This is a genomic window from Rhizobium sp. SVR5-9E, assembly GCF_056755095.1.
In genome coordinates, this window is sequence record NZ_JBNDHS010000003.1 from 137,156 (window position 1) to 156,883 (window position 19,728).

Here is a 19,728-nt window from a genome sequence, read left to right on the forward strand (position 1 = left end):
CTGCCGCTAATACGCTGAACTTCCTATCGTTCGCGCATTCGTCCGTTACGGAAGGCGGGCGGGCAGAAAAACGACAGCGATGTCATTTGTTGCTCGTGCGCGCCGCCATCGACGGGGCGAGATCGCCGATGAAATCACCGATCCCGGGGCGCTTCAGCGCGCGAAAGGCAAGCGGACGGCAGAGATCCATCGCCGCTATGCCGATGCGGGCGGTCATCAGCCCGTTGATGACGCCTTCGCCGAGCCGGGCCGAGAGCTTGGAGGCGAGGCCATGACCGAGAACCTGCTGTACGAGGCTGTCGCCGACGGCGATGGAGCCGGTGACGGCGAGATGAGCAAGAACGTCCCGCATCAGGCGGATCATGCCGAGCGTGCCGGGCCTGCCGCCATAGAGCTCCGCCATGGCGCGGATCAGGCGCGAGGCTTCGTACAGGACATAGAGCAGATCGACGACGGCACGGGGGCTAACGGCAGTGACGATCGAAACACGTTTGGATGCATTGACGATCAGCGCTCTCGCCTGCCGGTCCAGAGGCGCCAGCAATTCACGTTCGGCGAGCGCGACGAGATGCGGTGCGTCGATGATGTCGCCTTCGGCGGCCGTCAGGGTCGCGCGGCCCTTGGCGGTCTCGGGCTTGCCAGCAAGCAGACTTGCAAGGTTCTTCACCAGGGCACGCGCCCTGGCGGGCTTCGTCTCAAGGATGGCGGCCTCCGCCTCCGCCTTGATGGTCTGAACCGCGGCAAGGCGCATGATGCCCGCGGTCTCGCGGATCACGATGGCGATGACTGCGAGGATGCCGATCGCGAGCGCCGCCAGCGCCGTGTAGCCCAGCCAGTCCGCACGGGAAAAGAGATCGCGGATCAGGCTGTCGGTCCAGAGACCGAAGGCGAGCGACAGGAGCACACCGAAGGCGCCAAGGGCGATCTTGGCGAAGGACGTACGCCTCTTGCGCGGCGCGGCGACGGGGAAGGGGGCGATATCCCCGTCCGGGTTGAGGAAGGGGTCCTCCTCGTCCGGGGTGAGCACCACTTCGCCGCCAAAGCTTGCGGGTTTGCGGCGTTCGGCCTTCTTTTCCGTCTCAACGGGGCGCGGATCGTCCTCGTAGGCGAAGGCGGCCGGGGCGCGGCGCGGCAGATCTGAATCTCCTGAGGCGGGTTTGCTCATGCGAGACGGTCTCCAAACAGAAACTGCATGGCCCGGTCGAGCCGGATATGCGGTACCGAGAGCTTTATGCCGGCACCGGTTTCCTCGAGCTGCGGCGGCCGGAAGCGAACGACATTCACGTCCGGCAATTGGGCATCTGGGCTTCCGGATTCAATGCTGTCGAACAGGCTCTCCGGGTTTTCCGGAAGATCCCCGGGAAAGATAGCCGTCTTCCTGAGGCCGTCAAAGCGTTCACCGGCGATCGTCTCGCCTTCGATCGGCGTGCCGACGATGACCGGCAATTCGTGACCGTCGCGCTTGACGGTCGCCTCGCGGGTGGCGCGCACGGAGGCAAGCGCCATGACGTCGATGCCAGCGCCAGCCATACCAATCCGCTGAATGGCGCGATCTACGAGACGGCGCGTCAGTGCATCCAGGCGGTCGTGGCTCTCGTGATGCAGATGATCGGCCTTTGTGGCGGCGACAAGAACACGATCGATGCGGCGGCCGAGAAGCGAGGAGAGGAGTGAGTTGGTGCCGGGGCGGAAACAGGCAAGAACGTCGGTCAGCGCCCGTTCCAGGTCCTGCATCGCCTCGGGGCCGCGGTTCAGGGCCTGCAGCGCATCGACAAGAACGATCTGGCGGTCGAGCCGCGCAAAATGTTCGCGGAAGAAAGGTTTGACGACGACGGCTTTATAGGACTCGTAGCGGCGCTCCATCATCGCCCAGAGCGATCCCTTGGCGGGCTTGCCTTTGGATGGAAATTCGAGAGGCGCGAAAGTGAGCGCGGGCGATCCCTCAAGATCGCCGGGCAATAGAAAGCGGCCCGGCGGCAATGTCGACAACGAGCGCTCGTCGGCCTTGCAGGCCTTCAGGTAGCCGGTGAAAGCGGCGGCGAGATCGCGTGCGCGCATCTCATCGGCCGGCGCGTCGACGTCGGCCGCCCCGGTGACTGCCAGCCAGTCGCGGGAGAGTTCCGCGCGGACACCCTTGCGGGCGAGCTCCAGCGTTTCCTCGCTGAATGTCCTGTAGTCCTTGGCAAGAAGCGGCAGATCGAGCAGCCATTCTCCGGGATAATCGACGATATCGATCGAGAGGCGGCCGGGCGAAAACAGACGGTTCCAGCCGCTGGCGCTCTGATACTCCAGCGTGATGCGCAGTTCGGAAATGGCGCGGGTCGAATCCGGCCATATCCGCTCTTTCACCAGAGCGCGGATGTGATCCTCATACTGGAATCGCGGCACCGCGTCGTCCGGTTGATGCTCCAGGCGGACGGCCGATACCCGGCCGGACTGTACGGGCTCGAAAAGCGGCAAGCGCCCGCCGTGCAGCAGGTTATGCACGAGCGACGAGATGAAGACGGTCTTGCCTGAGCGGGAGAGCCCGGTGACCCCGAGGCGGATGGCCGGATTCACGAGGCTTGAGGCGCGATCCGCGAGATTGTCGAGTGCGATGCGCGCGTCGTCGGCGAATGATGTCAGGCTTGGCGGCAAGGCGGGTTTCCGGTTGTCAGTGCTCAAGCATATAGGACGGGAAGCCGTCCACAAAAAGAAGCGGCTTTAATCGCGCAGGAAGTCGGTCAGCTTCCAGCTCGCGGAACCGTTGTCGAAATCGAGGACCGCAAGGCCGGCCGGGGGAAAGCCGCCCGGCAGTGCGCGGAGCAGGGCATCGTGGCCGATGAGCGCTTCCAGTGTTAGCTCGCCCGTCGGATTATGACCGACGAGCATGACGGAGCCGACCGTCTGGGAATCGATGATCTCGAAGTAGATCTGTGGGGTGGCGTTGTAGAGCTCATCGACGTAGCGGATATCCAGCGACAGCCCCATTGCACGATGCATGGCATCGGTGGTCTCGCGGCAACGCCTTGCGGTGGAGCTGATCAAAAGATCCGGCCGGTAGCCTTTGTCGGCTGCGCGGTCGGCGACGATTTCCGCCTCGTCATAACCCTTGTCGCTCAGCGGCCGGTCGAAATCCCGTTCGCCGGGCTGCGCCCAGGCGGCCTCGGCATGCCGCAACAGATAGATTCGTGAAGGCGGAGGCAAAATTGCGGCCATAGAAGAATCCACGAGCGAATGAACCTTTTCAGTAGCCTCCGCCGATCGCCGGCGTCAACCGCATCCGCGCCGCTTGCCGCACAAAACACGAACTACAACACGTCATCTTGAACAAGAAGCAAAATCCAGCAGTCCTAATAGTGCTTGGAAAATAGCCTGTTAGCGTAAAAATATGACAGATTTAAAAATCTGTTAACGTGTCGTATTTGGCTTGAATCGGCGACGGCGCTTGGGATATACACCCGGCCAGATGAGATGTTCTTCAGGAGAATCGCGTTGAGTGAGAAGATCGATCTTAGCAGTTACGTTCCCTCGGAGGACGAGGAATTTATGAACACAAACCAGCGGGCTTACTTCAGAGCTAAGCTGGTCGCATGGAAAAACGACATCCTTAGAGAAGCGCGCGAGACACTGGACCATCTCGCTGAGGAAAGCGCCAATCATCCGGACCTCGCAGACCGGGCTTCTTCCGAAACAGATCGGGCGATTGAACTACGGGCCCGCGACCGGCAGCGAAAGCTGATCTCCAAGATCGATGCAGCATTGCAGCGTATCGAAGACGGTACCTACGGCTATTGCGAGGAAACAGGCGAGCCGATCGGCATCAAGCGTCTCGACGCGCGGCCGATCGCAACGCTGTCGATCGAAGCGCAGGAGCGCCACGAGCGGCGCGAAAAGGTCTATCGGGACGAATAGGCCTTCAGGCGCTCCTCAAACAAAAAAAGCACCGCCGTCGCGGTGCCTTTTTTGTTCGCGCAGCGCGCTTATTTTTCGCGGTTGACGCTCATCTCGCCAAAGATACGCGCCACTTCCTTCTGTAGGTCGGAATCGGCGCCGGTGATCGGCGCCATTTCCGGATCGCGGCGCGGCAGGCTGCCGGACGGCGACGGAGCAGGCCGGGCAGGGGCGTTGGCAACAGGTACGACGCGCTGCGCAGCCAGCGTATTGTCCATCTCTTCTTGAAGGATCCGTTCGAAATCGCTGACTGAGCTCTTTGGAGCGGCGGCGGCTGCCTCGCCTCTGACCACCGGTATGCCTTGCTCGACGGTTGGCGGGCTTTGCGCCGGTCGGGTCGAGAGCTGCGGCTCCAATCGCTGCTGCGGCAGCACCCGCTGGCGCGCGGCATCGAGGACATCGGCGGCGCTGGCTGCCTCCACAACCGGGGCGACTGGGCGTTCCGGAGCCTTTTCGGGAGCCCTTGGAATGACGGGCGGCTGTGCAGCAGACGGGGCGGTCTCGGGTTCGATGTTTGCTGCCGGAACCGGTGGCGCCGCCATAGGCGGTATTGCGGGCGCCGGTGCAGGATGCGCCGCAACAACGCGTTCGGGGGGACCAGAACGTGGCTCGACGGCGGGCGCAGGAGTTCGGACCTCCGGCGCTTCAGCTTCACGCTCGACGGGTGCTGCCAGCTTCGGCTGCGGCACCACCGGCGGTTCTGGCGCTGCGATCACCGGGGTAGGCTGGGGCGCCGGTATGGGCTTGAAAGCGGGCTCGAATCGATCTTCGCTCTCCTGCCCAATCCGGCTTTCGATGACGATGTCGGTCGGGCCGCCGATCATGATGAGATGCTCGACATCGTCACGGCGCACGAGCACCAGCCGGCGGCGCGTATCGACAGCTGCCGCATCCAGAACCTGCAGACGGGGCTGACGATTCTTGCCGCCGCGCACGAAAGGCGAAGGCGCCCGGCTGCGGAGGATCCAGAAGATGCCGATCAAGACCAGCAGGGCGATGCCGACCCCGCCGGCTGCGAGGAGGAAACGGCTGCCATAAGCGCCCATTACATCGTCGAACATGATCCTTTACTCCCGTTGCGGCCTCATCATATGTGACGGCTTTTCAATTCCTTAGGCAATAGGTCGCATGCTTGTCCAGTCACGGCGGCGTCGCAAGCGCAGGTTTCATCCGGAAATACTTGGTTGCGAAACTGGCCCTGTTGCCTGTGAATTCAAGCTTTCTTGGCCACTCACAGTGTTTTTGCAAGCGCCGCAAATTGCTAATAATGAACGAACGCCTGATTCCTGCTTTGTCTTAAGATTATCACAAAGCCAGACAGGCTCATGCGAGGAATAGATGACGACACCACGTCAGGCTGACGACTACAACGCCCCGATCGTGGATCGCGGAGGGCGCTCCGGGACGGCTGTTCGCATCATTCTTCTGGCGCTGGTGCTTGTTGCTGCCGCGGCAGCATTTGTTTTCTTCAAAGAGTCACTCGATAACCAGATGGTGCTTGGTGTCCTTGGCGTGCTGGCAATGGTCGGCATCTTCTTCCTGGTTTCCTCGGTCATCGGCTTCATCGAAGTGATGCCGCAACGGCAATCGGACAGCCTCGCCCGGTCGTTTCTCAACAGCCACCCCGACGGTTCGCTGATTACCGACGAGAAGGGCCGCATCATCTACGCCAACGCTGCCTACGGGAAGCTCACCGGCGCGCGCAAGCCGACCGAGGTCCAGACGCTTGAAGCGCTGCTTTCCCGGCATCGGGAGTCGAACGAGGCGTTGTACCGGCTGACGAACGGGCTTCGAGAGGGCCGGGAGGGGCAGGAGGAATTCCGTCTGCTGCGGGCTCTTGGGCCGTCGTCGAACGGTTCGGGCGCTCATTGGTACCGCCTCAAGGCGCGAACGCTGAAAACCGAGGAGAGCCCCCGAAAGCCCCTGCATATCTGGCAGATCAGCGACATCACCTCCGAGCGGGACGACCAGGAGCGATTCTTCAAGGAACTGCAGAACGCGATCGACTATCTTGACCATGCGCCGGCCGGCTTCTTCTCAGCGGGGCGCAAGGGCGAGATCTTCTACGTGAATGCGACGCTTGCCGAATGGCTGGGAGTCGATCTCACCAAGTTTGTGCCAGGGTCGATGACGATCGGCGATCTCGTGGCGGGCGGCGGGCTGGCTCTCATCCAATCGGTGCAGGCCGAGCCCGGGCTCAAGAAGACGGACACGCTTGACCTCGACCTCAAGAAGGCGAACGGCCAGAGCCTGCCGGTTCAGATTGTCCACAGCGTGACGTCCACACGCGACGGCGCACCGGGCGAAAGCCGGACGATCGTGCTAAGGCGGCAGGCGGGCACCGAGAGCGAGCAGTCGGCTTCGGCTGCCGCGATGCGCTTTACACGCTTCTTCAACAACACGCCGATGGCGATCGCGTCGGTCGACGGGAACGGCCGTATCCTTCGCACGAATGCGCCGTTCCTCAAGCTCTTCTCCGGCATCGTGTCGCGCGACGATGTCGACAATGGCGCAGCCCTCGAAGTCATCGTTCAGGAAAGCGACCGCCAGAGGCTGACGGATGCGCTGGCCGCCGCGAAGGACCGCCAGGGCGATATTGCGCCGATCGATTCACGCATGCCGAACGACGAAGGGCGGCATTTCCGCTTCTACGTCAACGCCGTCATCGATCAAAGCGACGAGGCGCCGGAAGAAGCGGCCATCGTCTACGCCGTCGAGACGACGGAACAGAAGGCGCTGGAAGCCCAGATGGCCCAGACGCAGAAAATGAATGCAGTCGGCACGCTTGCGGGCGGCATAGCGCACGACTTCAACAACGTGCTGACGGCGATCCTTTTGTCTTCCGACCATCTGCTGCTGCAGGCGCGTCCCGCCGATGCAAGCTTTGCCGATCTGATGGAAATCAAGCGCAATGCCAACCGCGCGGCCGTTCTCGTGCGCCAGCTGCTGGCGTTCTCGCGCAAGCAGACGATGCGGCCGACCGTCTTGACCCTCACGGATGTCGTCGGCGATCTGCGCATGCTCGTCGACCGGTTGCTGTCCGGCACAAACGTCAAGCTCGATGTCGAATACGGCCGCGACCTCTGGCCGGTAAAGACCGACCTGTCGCAGTTCGAGCAGGTGCTGATCAATCTTTGCGTCAACGCGCGCGATGCCATGCCCGAGGGCGGCAAGCTGACGCTGCGCACCCGCAACGTGACGGCGGCCGAGGTGGCCGGGTTCAATTATTCCTACATGCCGCATGAGGATATGGTGCTGGTCGAGGTCGCCGACACGGGGACCGGGATCGCGCCCGAGATCATGGACAAGATCTTCGAGCCCTTCTTCACGACCAAGGAGGTGGGCAAGGGAACGGGTCTCGGGCTTGCGATGGTCTACGGCATCGTCAAGCAATCCGGCGGCTACATTCAGCCGGAATCCGAAGTCGGCAAGGGAACCACGTTCCGCATCTTCCTGCCTCGCCATATTGCCGATGCGGCTGTTGCCGCCGAGGCCGAAGCTCTCGAGGTGATGGAAGCCGGACAGTCCGAGCAGGCGGCCGCAGCTCAGCCGGAGCAGCCGGAAGACCTGACGGGCAATGCCGTCATCCTGCTCGTCGAGGACGAGGAGGCAGTGCGCCGGGGCGGCAAGCGAATGCTGGAGACCCGCGGCTATACGGTCCACGAGGCAGGTTCAGGCACCGAAGCACTCGACATCATGGACGAACTGGACGGCAAGGTGGACGTCGTCGTTTCGGATGTCGTCATGCCGGAAATGGACGGGCCGTCGCTGTTGCGCGAACTGCGCAAGAGATATCCGGACATGAAGTTCATCTTTGTTTCCGGCTATGCGGAAGACGCTTTTGCCCGCAATCTGCCGCCGGACGCCAAGTTCGGCTTCCTGCCGAAGCCCTTCTCGCTGAAGCAGCTTGCCGTCGTCGTCAAGGAAACTCTCGAAAGCGAATAGGGAGGCGGCAAGCGCCTCCCGCGGACTTCAATCGTCCAGTGCGACGGCGATCTCGGCTGCCAGACGTGCGTTGTTCTCGACCAGCGCGATATTGGTCTTAAGGCTGCGGCCTTCCGTCAGATCGAAGATGGTGCTGAGGAGATAGGGCGTAACGGCCTTGCCAAAGATTTCATCGCGCTCGGCACTGTCCAGCGCCCGCTCGATATAGATCTCCATCTCCTCGCGCGGGATCTCGTCGGCTTCCGGGACCGGATTGGCAACGAGCATGCCGCCGTCGATGCCGAGCTGCTCGCGGGTGGCCTGGAAATTGGCGATGGCGGCCGGGCTGTTCAGCGACAGGGGGCTTCTCAAGCCCGAGGAGCGCGACCAGAAGGCCGGAAACTCTTCGCTTTCGTAGGTGACGACCGGGACGCCGCTGGTTTCCAGCACTTCGAGTGTCTTCGGAATGTCGAGGATCGCCTTGGCGCCGGCGCAGACGACGATGACGCCGGTGCGGGCAAGTTCCGGCAGGTCAGCGGAGATATCGAAGCTTTCTTCGGCACCCCGATGTACGCCGCCGATACCGCCGGTGGCAAAGACCTTGATGCCGGCGCGGGCCGCCGCAATCATCGTTGCGGCAACCGTTGTGGCGCCCGTGCGGCGCTCGGCAACTGCGAAGGCGAGGTCGGCACGCGAGACCTTCATCACGTCTTTTTCCTGCGCGAGCTTCTCGAGCTCCTCCGGCTCCAACCCGACATGCAGAATGCCGTGAATGACGGCAATCGTTGCCGGCACTGCACCCTGCTCGCGGATGATCGCCTCGACGCTGCGGGCCATTTCGATATTGCCGGGGTAAGGCATGCCATGGGTGATGATGGTCGATTCGAGTGCCACCAGCGGCGCGCCGCGCTGCTTTGCAGCGGCAACCTCCTTGGAATAGGAGACCGGCAGGAGAGGGGAGATCGGTTTGGTCATTGTCTCTTCCGTTTCATCGGTGCTGCAGATTCAATGCAGAATTCTTGCGCTCTGAACAAGAGCCAGTGTGTCCGCAAGCAGGCTGGGTGTCAGCCTTTCATTGACGGCATGCGGCGACTGGACGGTCAGCGCGGCCGCCGCCGCGCCATGCCGGATGGCCTCCTCGAGCGGCGCCCCGTGCATCAAGGCGGAAAGGATGCCGGCTGCGAGCGAGTCGCCTGCACCGGTGACGTCGGCGACGGTCTCGACCGATGGAGGCTGCAGGCAGAAGGCGCCATCCGGGCCGAAAGCGATCAGCTCGCGCTGCCCGCGCGTGACGACGCCGCCTTTGAGGCCCATGTCGCCGAGCAGTGACAGCCAGTCTTCCGGCCTCTCCGGGCGCCGGCCGGTCAGGGCCGCGGCTTCCGCCTCGTTGAGGAAAAGATGGTCGATGCCACTAATGGAAGGCCTGAGCTTGACGACCTTTGCCGGGGATATGGCGATCGCGGCAACCGGTTTGCCGAGCGCATTGGCGCGGCTCACGAGCGCGGTGATCGTATCTTCCGGCAGGTTTGCGTCGAAAAGGATGAGGTCGGTGGCGGCGAAGGCTTCGCGCACCCAGCGGATCGCCAGCCGTCGCGGGACGAAGTAGCGGTAGAGTTCCATGTCGGCCAGCGCCACCACCAGATTGCCATCCCGCTCGATTATCGCGGTGTAACTTGGGGTCTTGCGGTCGAGAAAGACGAAGGGCCGGTCGTCGATACCGGCCGCGTAGGCTGCCTCCGTCACCAATTCGCCCGTCGGATCGCCGCCGCGCGGGGAAATCATCGTCACATCGAAGCCGAGCCGCGCGAGGTTCCTGGCGGCATTGAAGGCGCCGCCGCCCGGCTCCTCGAACCATTCGCCGGGGTTGCTGGCCCCCGGCGCCGTCTCGCCGGAGATACGCCCGCGCCGATCGATATGCGCGCCGCCGAGAACGAGAATCCTGTTCTTCATGTCTTCAGTTCCCGATGATCGAATCGACGGGGCCGCAGAGGAGCCCCCGCGTGCTTGCGCCGCAATCTAAGCCGTTGCTTTGCATCAATAAAACAAACGTAGAACACAGACCGTTTTGCCTTTTTCTTTCAACCATTTGGACCCCACTTGCGAAATGAGAACAAATGGCGTACAAACCCGATATCAACGGCGACATTGCTAGAGCGGCTTCAATAACCTAAAGGTGGATCGAATGTCACAGAATACATTGCGGCTTGTAGAGGACAAATCGGTGGACAAAAGCAAGGCACTTGAAGCGGCACTCTCACAGATCGAGCGGTCGTTCGGCAAGGGCTCGATCATGAAACTTGGCGCGAACGAGAGCGTCATCGAGGTCGAAACGGTATCGACCGGTTCCCTCAGCCTCGATATCGCGCTCGGCATCGGCGGTCTTCCGAAGGGCCGCATCATCGAAATCTACGGACCGGAAAGCTCGGGCAAGACGACGCTGGCACTGCAGACGATCGCCGAAGCGCAGAAGAAGGGCGGCATCTGCGCATTCGTGGATGCGGAACATGCGCTCGATCCGGTCTATGCCCGCAAGCTCGGCGTCGATCTCCAGAACCTTTTGATCTCCCAGCCGGATACCGGCGAGCAGGCACTCGAAATCACCGATACGCTGGTACGCTCGGGAGCGGTCGACGTTCTCGTTGTCGACTCGGTTGCGGCGCTGACGCCGCGTGCCGAAATCGAGGGCGAGATGGGCGACAGTCTTCCAGGCCTTCAGGCGCGCCTGATGAGCCAGGCGCTGCGCAAGTTGACGGCGTCGATCTCCAAGTCGAACACCATGGTCATCTTCATCAACCAGATCCGCATGAAGATCGGCGTCATGTTCGGCTCGCCGGAAACGACGACGGGCGGAAACGCGCTGAAGTTCTACGCCTCTGTCCGCCTCGACATCCGCCGCATCGGCGCGGTCAAGGAGCGCGAAGAGGTGATCGGCAACCAGACCCGCGTCAAAGTCGTCAAGAACAAGATGGCGCCTCCGTTCAAGCAGGTCGAATTCGACATCATGTATGGTGAAGGCGTATCGAAGACCGGCGAGCTGGTCGATCTCGGCGTCAAGGCCGGCATCGTCGAGAAGTCCGGTGCCTGGTTCTCCTACAACAGCCAGCGTCTCGGCCAGGGCCGCGAGAACGCCAAGCTCTTCCTGCGTGACAATCCGGATCTCGCCCGCGAGATCGAGATGGCCCTTCGTCAGAATGCGGGTCTTATCGCCGACCGGTTCCTGCAGAATGGTGGACCGGACGCCAACGATGGCGACACCGACACGGATATGTAGTTTTTACAGCTGCCACTCCGGCATATCGAAACCGGCCGCATTCCTGACCAGAATGCGGCCGGTTTTGTTTGTCTGCTGGACAGTGGCAAGGGTGAACGTTAAAAGCCACTGGATTTGAGTTTTGACCTGCCTCGGGCAGCATTGAAGGGCATAGCATGAGCGGTGTGAATGATATCCGGTCGAGCTTTCTCGACTATTTCAAGAAGAACGGCCACGAGATCGTGCCGTCGAGCCCGCTCGTGCCGCGTAACGACCCGACGCTGATGTTCACCAATGCCGGGATGGTGCAGTTCAAGAACGTCTTCACCGGTCTGGAACAGCGCCCCTACAAGACCGCATCGACGGCGCAGAAATGCGTTCGCGCCGGCGGCAAGCACAACGACCTCGACAATGTCGGATATACCGCGCGCCACCACACCTTCTTCGAAATGCTCGGCAACTTCTCGTTCGGCGATTATTTCAAGGAGCGCGCGATCGAGCTTGCCTGGAACCTGATCACCAAGGAATTCGGTCTCGACGCCAAGCGCCTGCTGGTCACCGTCTATCACACCGACGACGACGCCTTTAACCTCTGGAAGAAGATCGCCGGCCTTCCGGATGACAAGATCATCCGCATTCCGACCAGCGACAATTTCTGGGCGATGGGAGATACCGGCCCTTGCGGCCCCTGTTCGGAAATCTTCTACGATCATGGCGAGCAGATCTGGGGCGGCCCGCCGGGTTCGCCCGAGGAGGATGGCGACCGCTTCATCGAGATCTGGAACCTCGTCTTCATGCAGTACGAGCAGGTGACGAAGGAAGAGCGTGTCGACCTGCCGCGTCCCTCCATCGACACCGGCATGGGGCTGGAACGCGTTGCCGCCGTGCTGCAGGGCAAGCACGACAACTACGACATCGACCTGTTCCGGGCGCTGATCGAAGCTTCGGAAGAGGCGACCGGCGTGAAGGCCGAGGGCGAGCGCCGCGCGAGCCACCGGGTCATCGCCGACCATCTGCGTTCCTCGGCGTTTCTGATCGCTGATGGTGTTCTACCGTCGAACGAAGGCCGCGGCTACGTGTTGCGCCGCATCATGCGCCGCGCCATGCGCCATGCCCAGCTGCTGGGTGCCAAGGAACCGCTGATCTGGAAGCTGCTGCCGGCGTTGGTCCAGCAGATGGGCCGCGCCTATCCCGAGCTGGTACGCGCCGAAGCGCTGATCTCCGAGACGCTGAAGCTTGAGGAAACCCGTTTCCGCAAGACGCTGGAACGTGGCCTGTCGCTGCTTTCGGATGCCACGACGACGCTTGGCAAGGGCGACATGCTCGATGGCGAGACGGCATTCAAGCTCTATGACACCTACGGTTTCCCGCTCGACCTGACGCAGGATGCGCTGCGTGCCCGCGAGATCGGCGTGGATCTGGCCGGCTTTACCGATGCAATGGGGCGCCAGAAGGCGGAAGCCCGGTCGCACTGGGCGGGTTCCGGCGACAAAGCGACCGAGACCATCTGGTTCGAGCTCAAGGAACAGCACGGCGCAACCGAATTCCTGGGCTATGATACCGAGACGGCCGAAGGTGTCGTTCAGGCGATCGTCAAGGATGGCGCTGCCGTCGAATCCGCTACCGCCGGCGACAAGGTGCAGATCGTCGTCAACCAGACGCCATTCTACGGCGAATCCGGCGGTCAGGTGGGCGATACCGGCATCATCAGCTCGGATCACGCGAAGGTCGAGATCACCGACACGCAGAAGAAGGGCGAAGGCCTCTTCGTGCATTCCGGTATCGTCGCCGAAGGTTCGATCAAGGCGGGCGACGCCGTCGCGCTGACCGTCGACCATGCACGCCGGTCGCGGCTGCGGGCGAACCACTCGGCAACGCACTTGCTGCACGAGGCGCTCCGCGAAGTGCTCGGCACGCATGTGGCGCAGAAGGGCTCGCTGGTCGCACCCGAGCGCCTGCGCTTCGACGTCTCGCATCCGAAGCCGATGTCCGCCGAGGAGCTCAAGGTCGTCGAGGACATGGCCAACGAGATCGTGCTGCAGAACGCGCCGGTCACGACGCGCCTAATGAGCGTCGATGACGCGATTGCCGAGGGTGCCATGGCGCTTTTCGGCGAGAAGTACGGCGATGAAGTGCGCGTCGTTGCGATGGGTGAGGGCGTGCGCGGCACGAAGGCCGGCAAGCCTTACTCGATCGAGCTTTGTGGCGGCACGCATGTCTCGGCGACGGGCCAGATCGGCCTGGTTCGCATCCTCGGTGAGAGCGCGGTCGGGGCCGGCGTTCGCCGCCTCGAGGCGGTGACCGGTGAAACCGCCCGCGAATATCTGACCGAACAGGACGAACGCGTGAAATCGCTTGCTTCGTCGCTGAAGGTTCAGCCTTCCGAAGTGCTCTCGCGCGTCGAAGCGCTTGTGGACGAGCGCCGCAAGCTGGAGCGCGAACTGGCGGATGCCAAGCGCAAGCTTGCCATGGGCGGCGGACAGGGTGGATCGGCCGATGCCGCACGCGAAGTTGCCGGTGTGAAGTTTCTGGGCAAGGCAGTCACAGGTGTCGACCCGAAAGATCTGAAGGGGCTCGCCGACGACGGCAAGTCCAGCATCGGCTCGGGAGTCGTGACGCTGATCGGTGTTTCCGAAGACGGCAAGGCGAGCGCAGTCGTCGCCGTGACGCCGGACCTGACGGGACGGTTCAGCGCCGTCGATCTGGTGCGCGTCGCATCGGCCGCTCTTGGCGGCAAGGGCGGCGGCGGGCGACCGGATATGGCGCAGGCCGGTGGGCCCGACGGATCCAAGGCCGAAGACGCGATCGAGGCTGTCGCGGCAGCGCTTGCTGGCTGAGTATCGCAATAGGTTGGGGCTTCGATGAAGGTTTATCGCTCGCAGGCAAAGATGGTCGGGCTGACGCTGCTTGCCCTGGTGATGGCGGTGCTGCTTGGCTTTGTCGGCTTCGGCGGCTACCAGCGGGAAGGGGCAGGCAATCTGCCCCTTTTGATCGGCATCATCGGCGGCGGCTTCTTCTTCATCAGCTTCATCCTCCTGCTTATCAAGGCTTTGGACCGCCGACCGGCACTCGATTTTTCTGCCGAGGGTCTAATGATTCCTGATGCGGCCAAAGAGCGGATCAAGTGGGATGATCTGCTTGCCGCCCGCCTCTTCCAGGTTCATCGGCAGAAATTCATCGAGCTGCAAATCAAGCCGCAGGCTGTGGCCGCGCTCTCGCTTCGGCGCATGACCAAGCTCAACAACAAGGCGATGGGCAAGTCCGAAGACTTCATCACCGTCGCCATGAGCGGGCTTACTATGCCCGCAGATCGCGTACTCGAGCTGGTCGGCAAGCGCGGCGAGGAATAGCGCGGCCGATTTTCGGCCGTAGCCTCTGCCGCTATGTTATTTCATGCGGCCTGCATCGCCTTCATGGCTTCGTCGTCCAGCATGGTGGCTCGCCGGTAGCCTTCGCGATTGGCCACGCGGGCGGCATAATCCACGAAACCCTGCCGCTTCTCGATCGTGCCGATGCCCAGACCCCAGCCGATGTGGGAGCCGACGTAAACGTCGGCGGCGGTAAAGCGATCGCCGGCGATATAGGGGTTCTCGATTACAGCCTTTTCGAGCGTGTCCATCACATCGGCAAAACTGCCGTAGCCGGCCATGCGAGCCTTTTCTGCAGGGGTTACAAAGCCGAGCGCACTATTGGTAGCTGCTGCTTCGAGCGGTCCGGCGACGAAGAACATCCAGCGATAATAGCTGCCGCGCTCTTCCGGCTTCGGAGCGAGCTCTCTTTCCGGGAAGGTCTCGGCGAGATAGGCGCAGATCGCGGCACATTCCGTGACTATCGTCTTGCCATGCTTGATGGCAGGCACTTTACCCATCGGGTTCACGGCCAGGTATTCAGGCGACTTGATGGTGTCGCCGAATCTCATGATTTCCGTGCGGTAGGGAGCGCCTGTCTCCTCAAGCATCCAGCGGGCGATACGGCCGCGCGACATCGGATTGGTGTAGAACACCAGCTCTTCGCTCATGATAATCTCCTCCTCGGTGCCTGATATCTGGCGCAGGCGAACGATGCGGCAATGCCTAACAGAGGCGACGGTCAATTCGTGGCAACAATCACAGCTGTTTGCGGTATTGAATGAAGCCGGAGCGCTGTGCAATCTGGTCGTAGAGCCGCTGTGCCCGCTCGTTCGTCTCGTGCGTCATCCAGTAGAGGCGCCCGGCTCCGTGCTCGCGGGCGAGATCGGCAACCCTGTCGATGAGTGCTGCGCCGGTTCCGAGACCGCGCTGGTCCGCCTCGACGTATAAGTCCTGCAGGTAGCAGGTCCATTGCGGAAGCCATGTGGATCGATGAAAAATTGCATGCACGATGCCAACGAGGCGGCCGGTCTCGTCGAAGGCGCCGAAGGCGTGCATTGGTTCCGCCGGATCATGGAACCGCGACCAAGTCAGCTCGGTCGTCGCGGCCGGAATGGCGACTTCATAGAAGCGCTGGTAGCCCTGCCAGAGCGGCTCCCAGGCGGCACGATCGGATGGTTGAAGCAGGCGGATTGTCGTCATTTTCTGTTCCCTTATTGCCGTTGAAACGAAAACGGCGGGGAAATCCCCGCCGCTCGTTTTGCTTCTTTCTGATGGCTTATGCCATGGCCTTCTGAAGGTTCTCGTCGATCTTGTCGAGGAACGCCGTCGTGGAGAGCCAGGGCTGATCGGGGCCGATCAAGAGCGCCAGGTCCTTGGTCATGAAGCCGGCTTCGACGGTGTCGACGCAGACCTTTTCGAGGGTCGAAGCGAACTTGGCGAGTTCTGCGTTGTCGTCGAGCTTGGCGCGGTGTGCGAGGCCGCGGGTCCAGGCGAAGATCGAGGCGATCGAGTTCGTCGACGTTTCCTGACCCTTCTGGTGCTGGCGGTAGTGGCGGGTAACCGTGCCGTGAGCGGCTTCGGCTTCAACCGTCTTGCCGTCCGGCGTCAGCAGAACCGAGGTCATGAGGCCGAGGGAACCGAAGCCCTGCGCGACAGTGTCGGACTGAACGTCGCCGTCGTAGTTCTTGCAGGCCCAGACATAACCACCGGACCACTTGAGGGCCGAGGCGACCATGTCGTCGATCAGACGGTGCTCGTAAGTGATGCCGGCTTCCTTGAACTGATCCTTGAATTCGGTCTCGTAGATTTCCTCGAAGATGTCCTTGAAGCGGCCGTCATAGGCCTTGAGGATGGTGTTCTTCGTGGAGAGGTAAACCGGCCACTTGCGCATCAGACCGTACATCATCGAGGCGCGGGCGAATTCGCGGATCGATTCATCGAGGTTGTACATAGCCATGGCGACGCCGGAGCCCGGCGCGTTGAAGACTTCCTTCTCGATGACCTGGCCGTCTTCGCCGACGAACTTGATGGTCAGCTTGCCCTTGCCCGGGAACTTGAAGTCGGTCGCGCGGTACTGGTCGCCGAAAGCGTGACGGCCGACGACGATCGGCTGCGTCCAGCCCGGAACGAGGCGCGGAACGTTCTTGCAGATGATCGGCTCGCGGAAGATGACGCCGCCCAGGATGTTGCGGATCGTGCCGTTGGGGCTCTTCCACATTTCCTTGAGGTTGAATTCCTTCACGCGCGCTTCATCCGGCGTGATCGTCGCGCACTTGATGCCGACGCCGTACTTCTTGATGGCGTTGGCCGCATCAACGGTAACCTGGTCGTTGGTGGCGTCGCGGTTCTGAACCGAGAGGTCGTAGTAGTCGATGTTGAGGTCGAGATACGGATGGATCAGCTTGTCCTTGATAAGCTGCCAAATGATGCGCGTCATTTCATCGCCGTCGAGATCGGCGACGGGATTGGCGACCTTGATCTTCTTCATGTATCTGCCTCGTTCAAGCTAGCATGGGAACAGGTGTCCCGGTGGGTGATAGGGTCCGGAGCGCTATAGCATTGTGAACCGGGAACGCAAAGCCGCAAGCGGCCCGCGGCGTGGTTTTTGCGCGGCCATTGCCAAGCGCACGGATTCGGCTAGTGTCCCGCCACCGCTTGTTGCCCGATGGATATTTTTGATGAAGACGATAGCCTTGCTGTGTCTCCTTGCCGCACCTGGCGCTCTGCACGCCGCCGACGTTGCCGATCCCGTGAAGGAGATCATGGACGCGACGGTGAGCAACTGGTCGGGCGCCGATACCGAGTGGATCGACATCTTCGATGCTGCGAAAATCGATCAGCGTTTCAGCAGCGACTTCGTCGCGAAGTATCATGAGGCCGAAAAGCATCCGGCGATGGAAGACGGCATTTCGCCCTTCGATTACGATGTGATCGTCAACGGCGAGGATGCGTGCCCGCTGAAGGATATTTCGATCACGCCGCCGCCGGCCAATGGAAAGACGGAGGTCGTCGTGCGCTTTCGAAAGATGGATTGCGCGGATGGACCGGAGGCGCAAGTGGTTTCAACGGTTCGCTTCGAACTGATCGATGAAGGCGGCAAGCCGGTGGTTGACGATATCGTCAACGAGGACAGCGAGACGAAGGAGTCTACCTCGCTGAAAGCGATCATGACGGATATCATCGACGGCAATTGACGTCGTTCGGATTTGAGTTGCTTCCGGTGGCGCGGCAGTATCTCGCAGAAAGGGCATCTCATGATCTGCCGCATGAAAGGTGTCCACATTGTTTTCCGGCTTTGACTTTCGCGATTGGCTTCTTGCCAATGATCCGGCGCTTTCTCGGCTTCGCATGGCATCGCGGGTAACGCTGACGGTCGTCTTTTCCACCGTCATCCTGATTGCCTTCCATTTCCTGGTCACACCGCTGCCGCAGGTCGCTTATGGTCTCGGGATCGTGCTTTCGGTCGAAGGGGGCGTCGCCGTGCGCGACAAGGGCTATTCGCGCCAGCTCGTCACCCGGCTGCTCGGCTGCATCGCCAGTCTCGTGGCGCTCGGCATTGCGGCAGGCCTTGAAGAGCACCGCTACCTGTCGGACGCCGTCTTTCTTGTAGTGATCCTGCTTGCAACATCGAGCCGGGTGTTCGGGCCGCGCGGTCATGCGATCGGCATGTTTGCGTTTTTTTCCTATTTCATGGGGTCTTATTTCCACCCGAAGCTCGACGAGTTGCCGCTGATTGCAATCGGGCCCGTCGTTTCGGCCGCCATCGGACAGGTCGTGTCCGTTCTGATGTTGCCCGACAACTGGCGGAGCGACCTCCTGAGGTCGCTGGAAAGCGTGCAGGGAAGGGTCAATCAGATCCTCTTCAAGCTTGCAGCGCTCGCCTCGGAGGGCTTTGTTCAAGAGAGCGACCGGCAGGAGCTGCGGCAGCTCGAGGAGCGGCTGAAGGAAGTGGTTCTGATGGCGGAAAGCTTCATTCCGCGACCGCCCGGCGGCGTGTTCGACGGCGGAGCGGATCCCGCTGAAGAACTGGCCGTGCGGTTGTTCGACCTGCATCTCGCTGCCGAGAGCACCATCGTTCTCACCCTGCAGAAGCCGCCCGATTTTGCGCTCGTCCACGCGGTGATCGAAGGCAGTGAGAGCACGCTGACGGACGGGTTGGCAGACGGGGACGACAAGGCGGCAGTGGAAACGTGCCGCGCGCTCTTGTGGCTCGGGCAGGCCAAACATCAGCTGGCGAAGACAATCGAGGAAGGCCGAATTTCAGGATTTGCAACGATCGATGCAGCCAGCGGAAAGCCGGCTGCCCCGGCGATCGATTTTTCGGTCCGGAATCCGCTGATCAAAGCGTCGTTGCAGATCACGCTTGCTTCGGCGCTGGCGATGGCATTCGGGCTCCTGCTGTCGCGCGAACGCTGGTTCTGGGCGGTGCTTGCGTCCTTCCTGGTCTTCATCAACACGAATTCGCGCGGCGACACGGCCATGAAAGCGCTGCAGCGGTCGCTGGGGACGCTGTTCGGCATTGCCATCGGGCTCGCACTTGCGACGTTGCTTTCCGGTCATCAGGCGATTGCCGTTCCGGTCGCTGTCCTCTGCATTTTCCTCGGGTTCTATTTCCTGTCGGTCTCCTACGCGACGATGACGTTCTTCGTATCGATTGTGCTTTGTCTGGTTTACGGGTTGACCGGCGCACTGACGCTCGATCTGCTGCGGTTGCGTATCGGGGAAACGCTGATCGGCGTGCTCGCAGGAACGGCCGTCGCATTTCTGGTGTTTCCCGCGCGAACGCGCGGAGCGCTGGATGCGGCCCTCAAGAAATGGTACTCGGCGCTCGATGTGCTGCTTGCCGCAGCGCTTGATGGCAAGTCCCGTTTCGAGCTGATCCCGTTTTCGCAAGAACTCGATGCGGCTTATCGCGACCTGACCGTTGCGGCGCGCCCGCTCGGTTCGTCCTGGTCCTTGGTGACGCGGCCCGGCCGGATCAGGCGGACGCTGGCGACTTTTCTGGCCACGACCTATTGGGCTCGCCTCATGGCCGGGACTTTCGGGGCGGACATTTCGGAAGACGAGGACATGAGGGCATCGATTGCCGATGCAAGATCGAGGCTCGGTACGATTTCCGCACGCCGCTCCGAATGCTTCTTCGTCGAGCGGACGACACCGGCTTCGGCGGGGCGGCATTTACCGCTTTCACGCGGCGGCGCCCGGCTTGCCGCGGAAATGATCGGCGGCATGCTCGACCGGCTTTACCCGCAAGCATAGGCCTTGCCGTTT

General features: G+C 61.9%; 16 protein-coding genes. 7 read left to right on the plus strand and 9 right to left on the minus strand.

Annotated elements, in window-relative coordinates:
- Nucleotides 1-82: 82 nt before the first annotated feature.
- From ACPYOJ_RS03150 to ACPYOJ_RS03160, 3 genes are all read right to left on the minus strand, one after another.
- On the minus strand, nt 83-1,165 hold the full coding sequence (locus ACPYOJ_RS03150) for a YcjF family protein (protein WP_168831113.1): 1,083 nt from the start codon (nt 1,163-1,165) through the stop codon (nt 83-85).
- Nucleotides 1,162-2,637, minus strand: a complete 1,476-nt coding sequence (locus ACPYOJ_RS03155; RefSeq protein WP_481414947.1) for a YcjX family GTP-binding protein — start codon at nt 2,635-2,637, stop codon at nt 1,162-1,164. The genes ACPYOJ_RS03150 and ACPYOJ_RS03155 overlap by 4 nt, the downstream gene beginning before the upstream one ends.
- 66 nt (nt 2,638-2,703) lie before the next feature.
- Entirely contained in the window at nt 2,704-3,198 is a 495-nt protein-coding gene (locus ACPYOJ_RS03160; protein ID WP_168831115.1) for a SixA phosphatase family protein, read from the minus strand.
- Between the two features lie 276 nt (nt 3,199-3,474).
- Here ACPYOJ_RS03160 and dksA point away from each other — a divergent pair, with 276 nt between their 5' ends.
- Nucleotides 3,475-3,894: an RNA polymerase-binding protein DksA gene (gene dksA / locus ACPYOJ_RS03165; RefSeq protein WP_168831116.1), complete on the plus strand. Its 420-nt coding sequence runs from the start codon at nt 3,475-3,477 to the stop codon at nt 3,892-3,894.
- A gap of 68 nt (nt 3,895-3,962) precedes the next feature.
- Here dksA and ACPYOJ_RS03170 read toward each other — a convergent pair whose 3' ends face one another.
- The gene (locus ACPYOJ_RS03170; protein WP_481414948.1) at nt 3,963-4,994 is read right to left on the minus strand and encodes a flagellar biosynthetic protein FliO; all 1,032 of its coding nucleotides are present in this window, start codon (nt 4,992-4,994) and stop codon (nt 3,963-3,965) included.
- 277 nt (nt 4,995-5,271) lie between these two features.
- Here ACPYOJ_RS03170 and cckA point away from each other — a divergent pair, with 277 nt between their 5' ends.
- Entirely contained in the window at nt 5,272-7,878 is a 2,607-nt protein-coding gene (gene cckA, locus ACPYOJ_RS03175) for a cell cycle histidine kinase CckA (protein ID WP_481414949.1), read from the plus strand.
- A 27-nt stretch (nt 7,879-7,905) separates the two neighbouring features.
- Here cckA and ACPYOJ_RS03180 read toward each other — a convergent pair whose 3' ends face one another.
- Together ACPYOJ_RS03180 and ACPYOJ_RS03185 are read right to left on the minus strand one after the other, a co-directional pair.
- A complete protein-coding gene (locus tag ACPYOJ_RS03180) occupies nt 7,906-8,832 on the minus strand; it encodes a pseudouridine-5'-phosphate glycosidase (protein WP_481414950.1) in 927 nt (308 codons plus the stop codon).
- 30 nt (nt 8,833-8,862) lie between these two features.
- Nucleotides 8,863-9,807 carry a carbohydrate kinase family protein gene (locus tag ACPYOJ_RS03185; RefSeq protein WP_481414951.1) on the minus strand — a complete coding sequence of 315 codons (945 nt, stop codon included), beginning with the start codon at nt 9,805-9,807 and terminating at the stop codon, nt 8,863-8,865.
- Nucleotides 9,808-10,039: 232 nt separating this feature from the next.
- Between ACPYOJ_RS03185 and recA the strand changes: the two genes are divergently transcribed.
- The 3 genes from recA to ACPYOJ_RS03200 all read left to right on the plus strand — a co-directional run bounded on the left by recA (nt 10,040) and on the right by ACPYOJ_RS03200 (nt 14,457).
- Nucleotides 10,040-11,128 (plus strand): recombinase RecA, encoded by a 1,089-nt coding sequence (recA, locus tag ACPYOJ_RS03190; RefSeq protein WP_168831121.1) that lies wholly within the window; start codon nt 10,040-10,042, stop codon nt 11,126-11,128.
- 155 nt (nt 11,129-11,283) lie between these two features.
- Entirely contained in the window at nt 11,284-13,944 is a 2,661-nt protein-coding gene (gene alaS / locus ACPYOJ_RS03195; protein WP_481414952.1) for an alanine--tRNA ligase, read from the plus strand.
- A gap of 24 nt (nt 13,945-13,968) precedes the next feature.
- Nucleotides 13,969-14,457, plus strand: a complete 489-nt coding sequence (locus ACPYOJ_RS03200) for an STM3941 family protein (RefSeq protein WP_481414953.1) — start codon at nt 13,969-13,971, stop codon at nt 14,455-14,457.
- A 41-nt stretch (nt 14,458-14,498) separates the two neighbouring features.
- Here the strand turns inward: ACPYOJ_RS03200 and ACPYOJ_RS03205 are convergent, their stop codons facing one another.
- The 3 genes from ACPYOJ_RS03205 to ACPYOJ_RS03215 form a co-directional block, all read right to left on the minus strand.
- Nucleotides 14,499-15,125: a glutathione S-transferase family protein gene (locus ACPYOJ_RS03205; RefSeq protein ID WP_481414954.1), complete on the minus strand. Its 627-nt coding sequence runs from the start codon at nt 15,123-15,125 to the stop codon at nt 14,499-14,501.
- Nucleotides 15,126-15,213: 88 nt separating this feature from the next.
- Nucleotides 15,214-15,657 carry an N-acetyltransferase family protein gene (locus ACPYOJ_RS03210; protein WP_481414955.1) on the minus strand — a complete coding sequence of 148 codons (444 nt, stop codon included), beginning with the start codon at nt 15,655-15,657 and terminating at the stop codon, nt 15,214-15,216.
- Nucleotides 15,658-15,733: 76 nt separating this feature from the next.
- Entirely contained in the window at nt 15,734-16,945 is a 1,212-nt protein-coding gene (locus ACPYOJ_RS03215; RefSeq protein ID WP_481414956.1) for an NADP-dependent isocitrate dehydrogenase, read from the minus strand.
- A gap of 190 nt (nt 16,946-17,135) precedes the next feature.
- On the opposite strand from ACPYOJ_RS03215, the gene ACPYOJ_RS03220 reads away from it, so the two are divergent.
- Entirely contained in the window at nt 17,136-17,651 is a 516-nt protein-coding gene (locus ACPYOJ_RS03220; RefSeq protein WP_481414957.1) for a hypothetical protein, read from the plus strand.
- A gap of 88 nt (nt 17,652-17,739) precedes the next feature.
- Nucleotides 17,740-19,716 (plus strand): FUSC family protein, encoded by a 1,977-nt coding sequence (locus ACPYOJ_RS03225; protein ID WP_481414958.1) that lies wholly within the window; start codon nt 17,740-17,742, stop codon nt 19,714-19,716.
- The last annotated feature ends 12 nt before the right edge of the window (nt 19,717-19,728 follow it).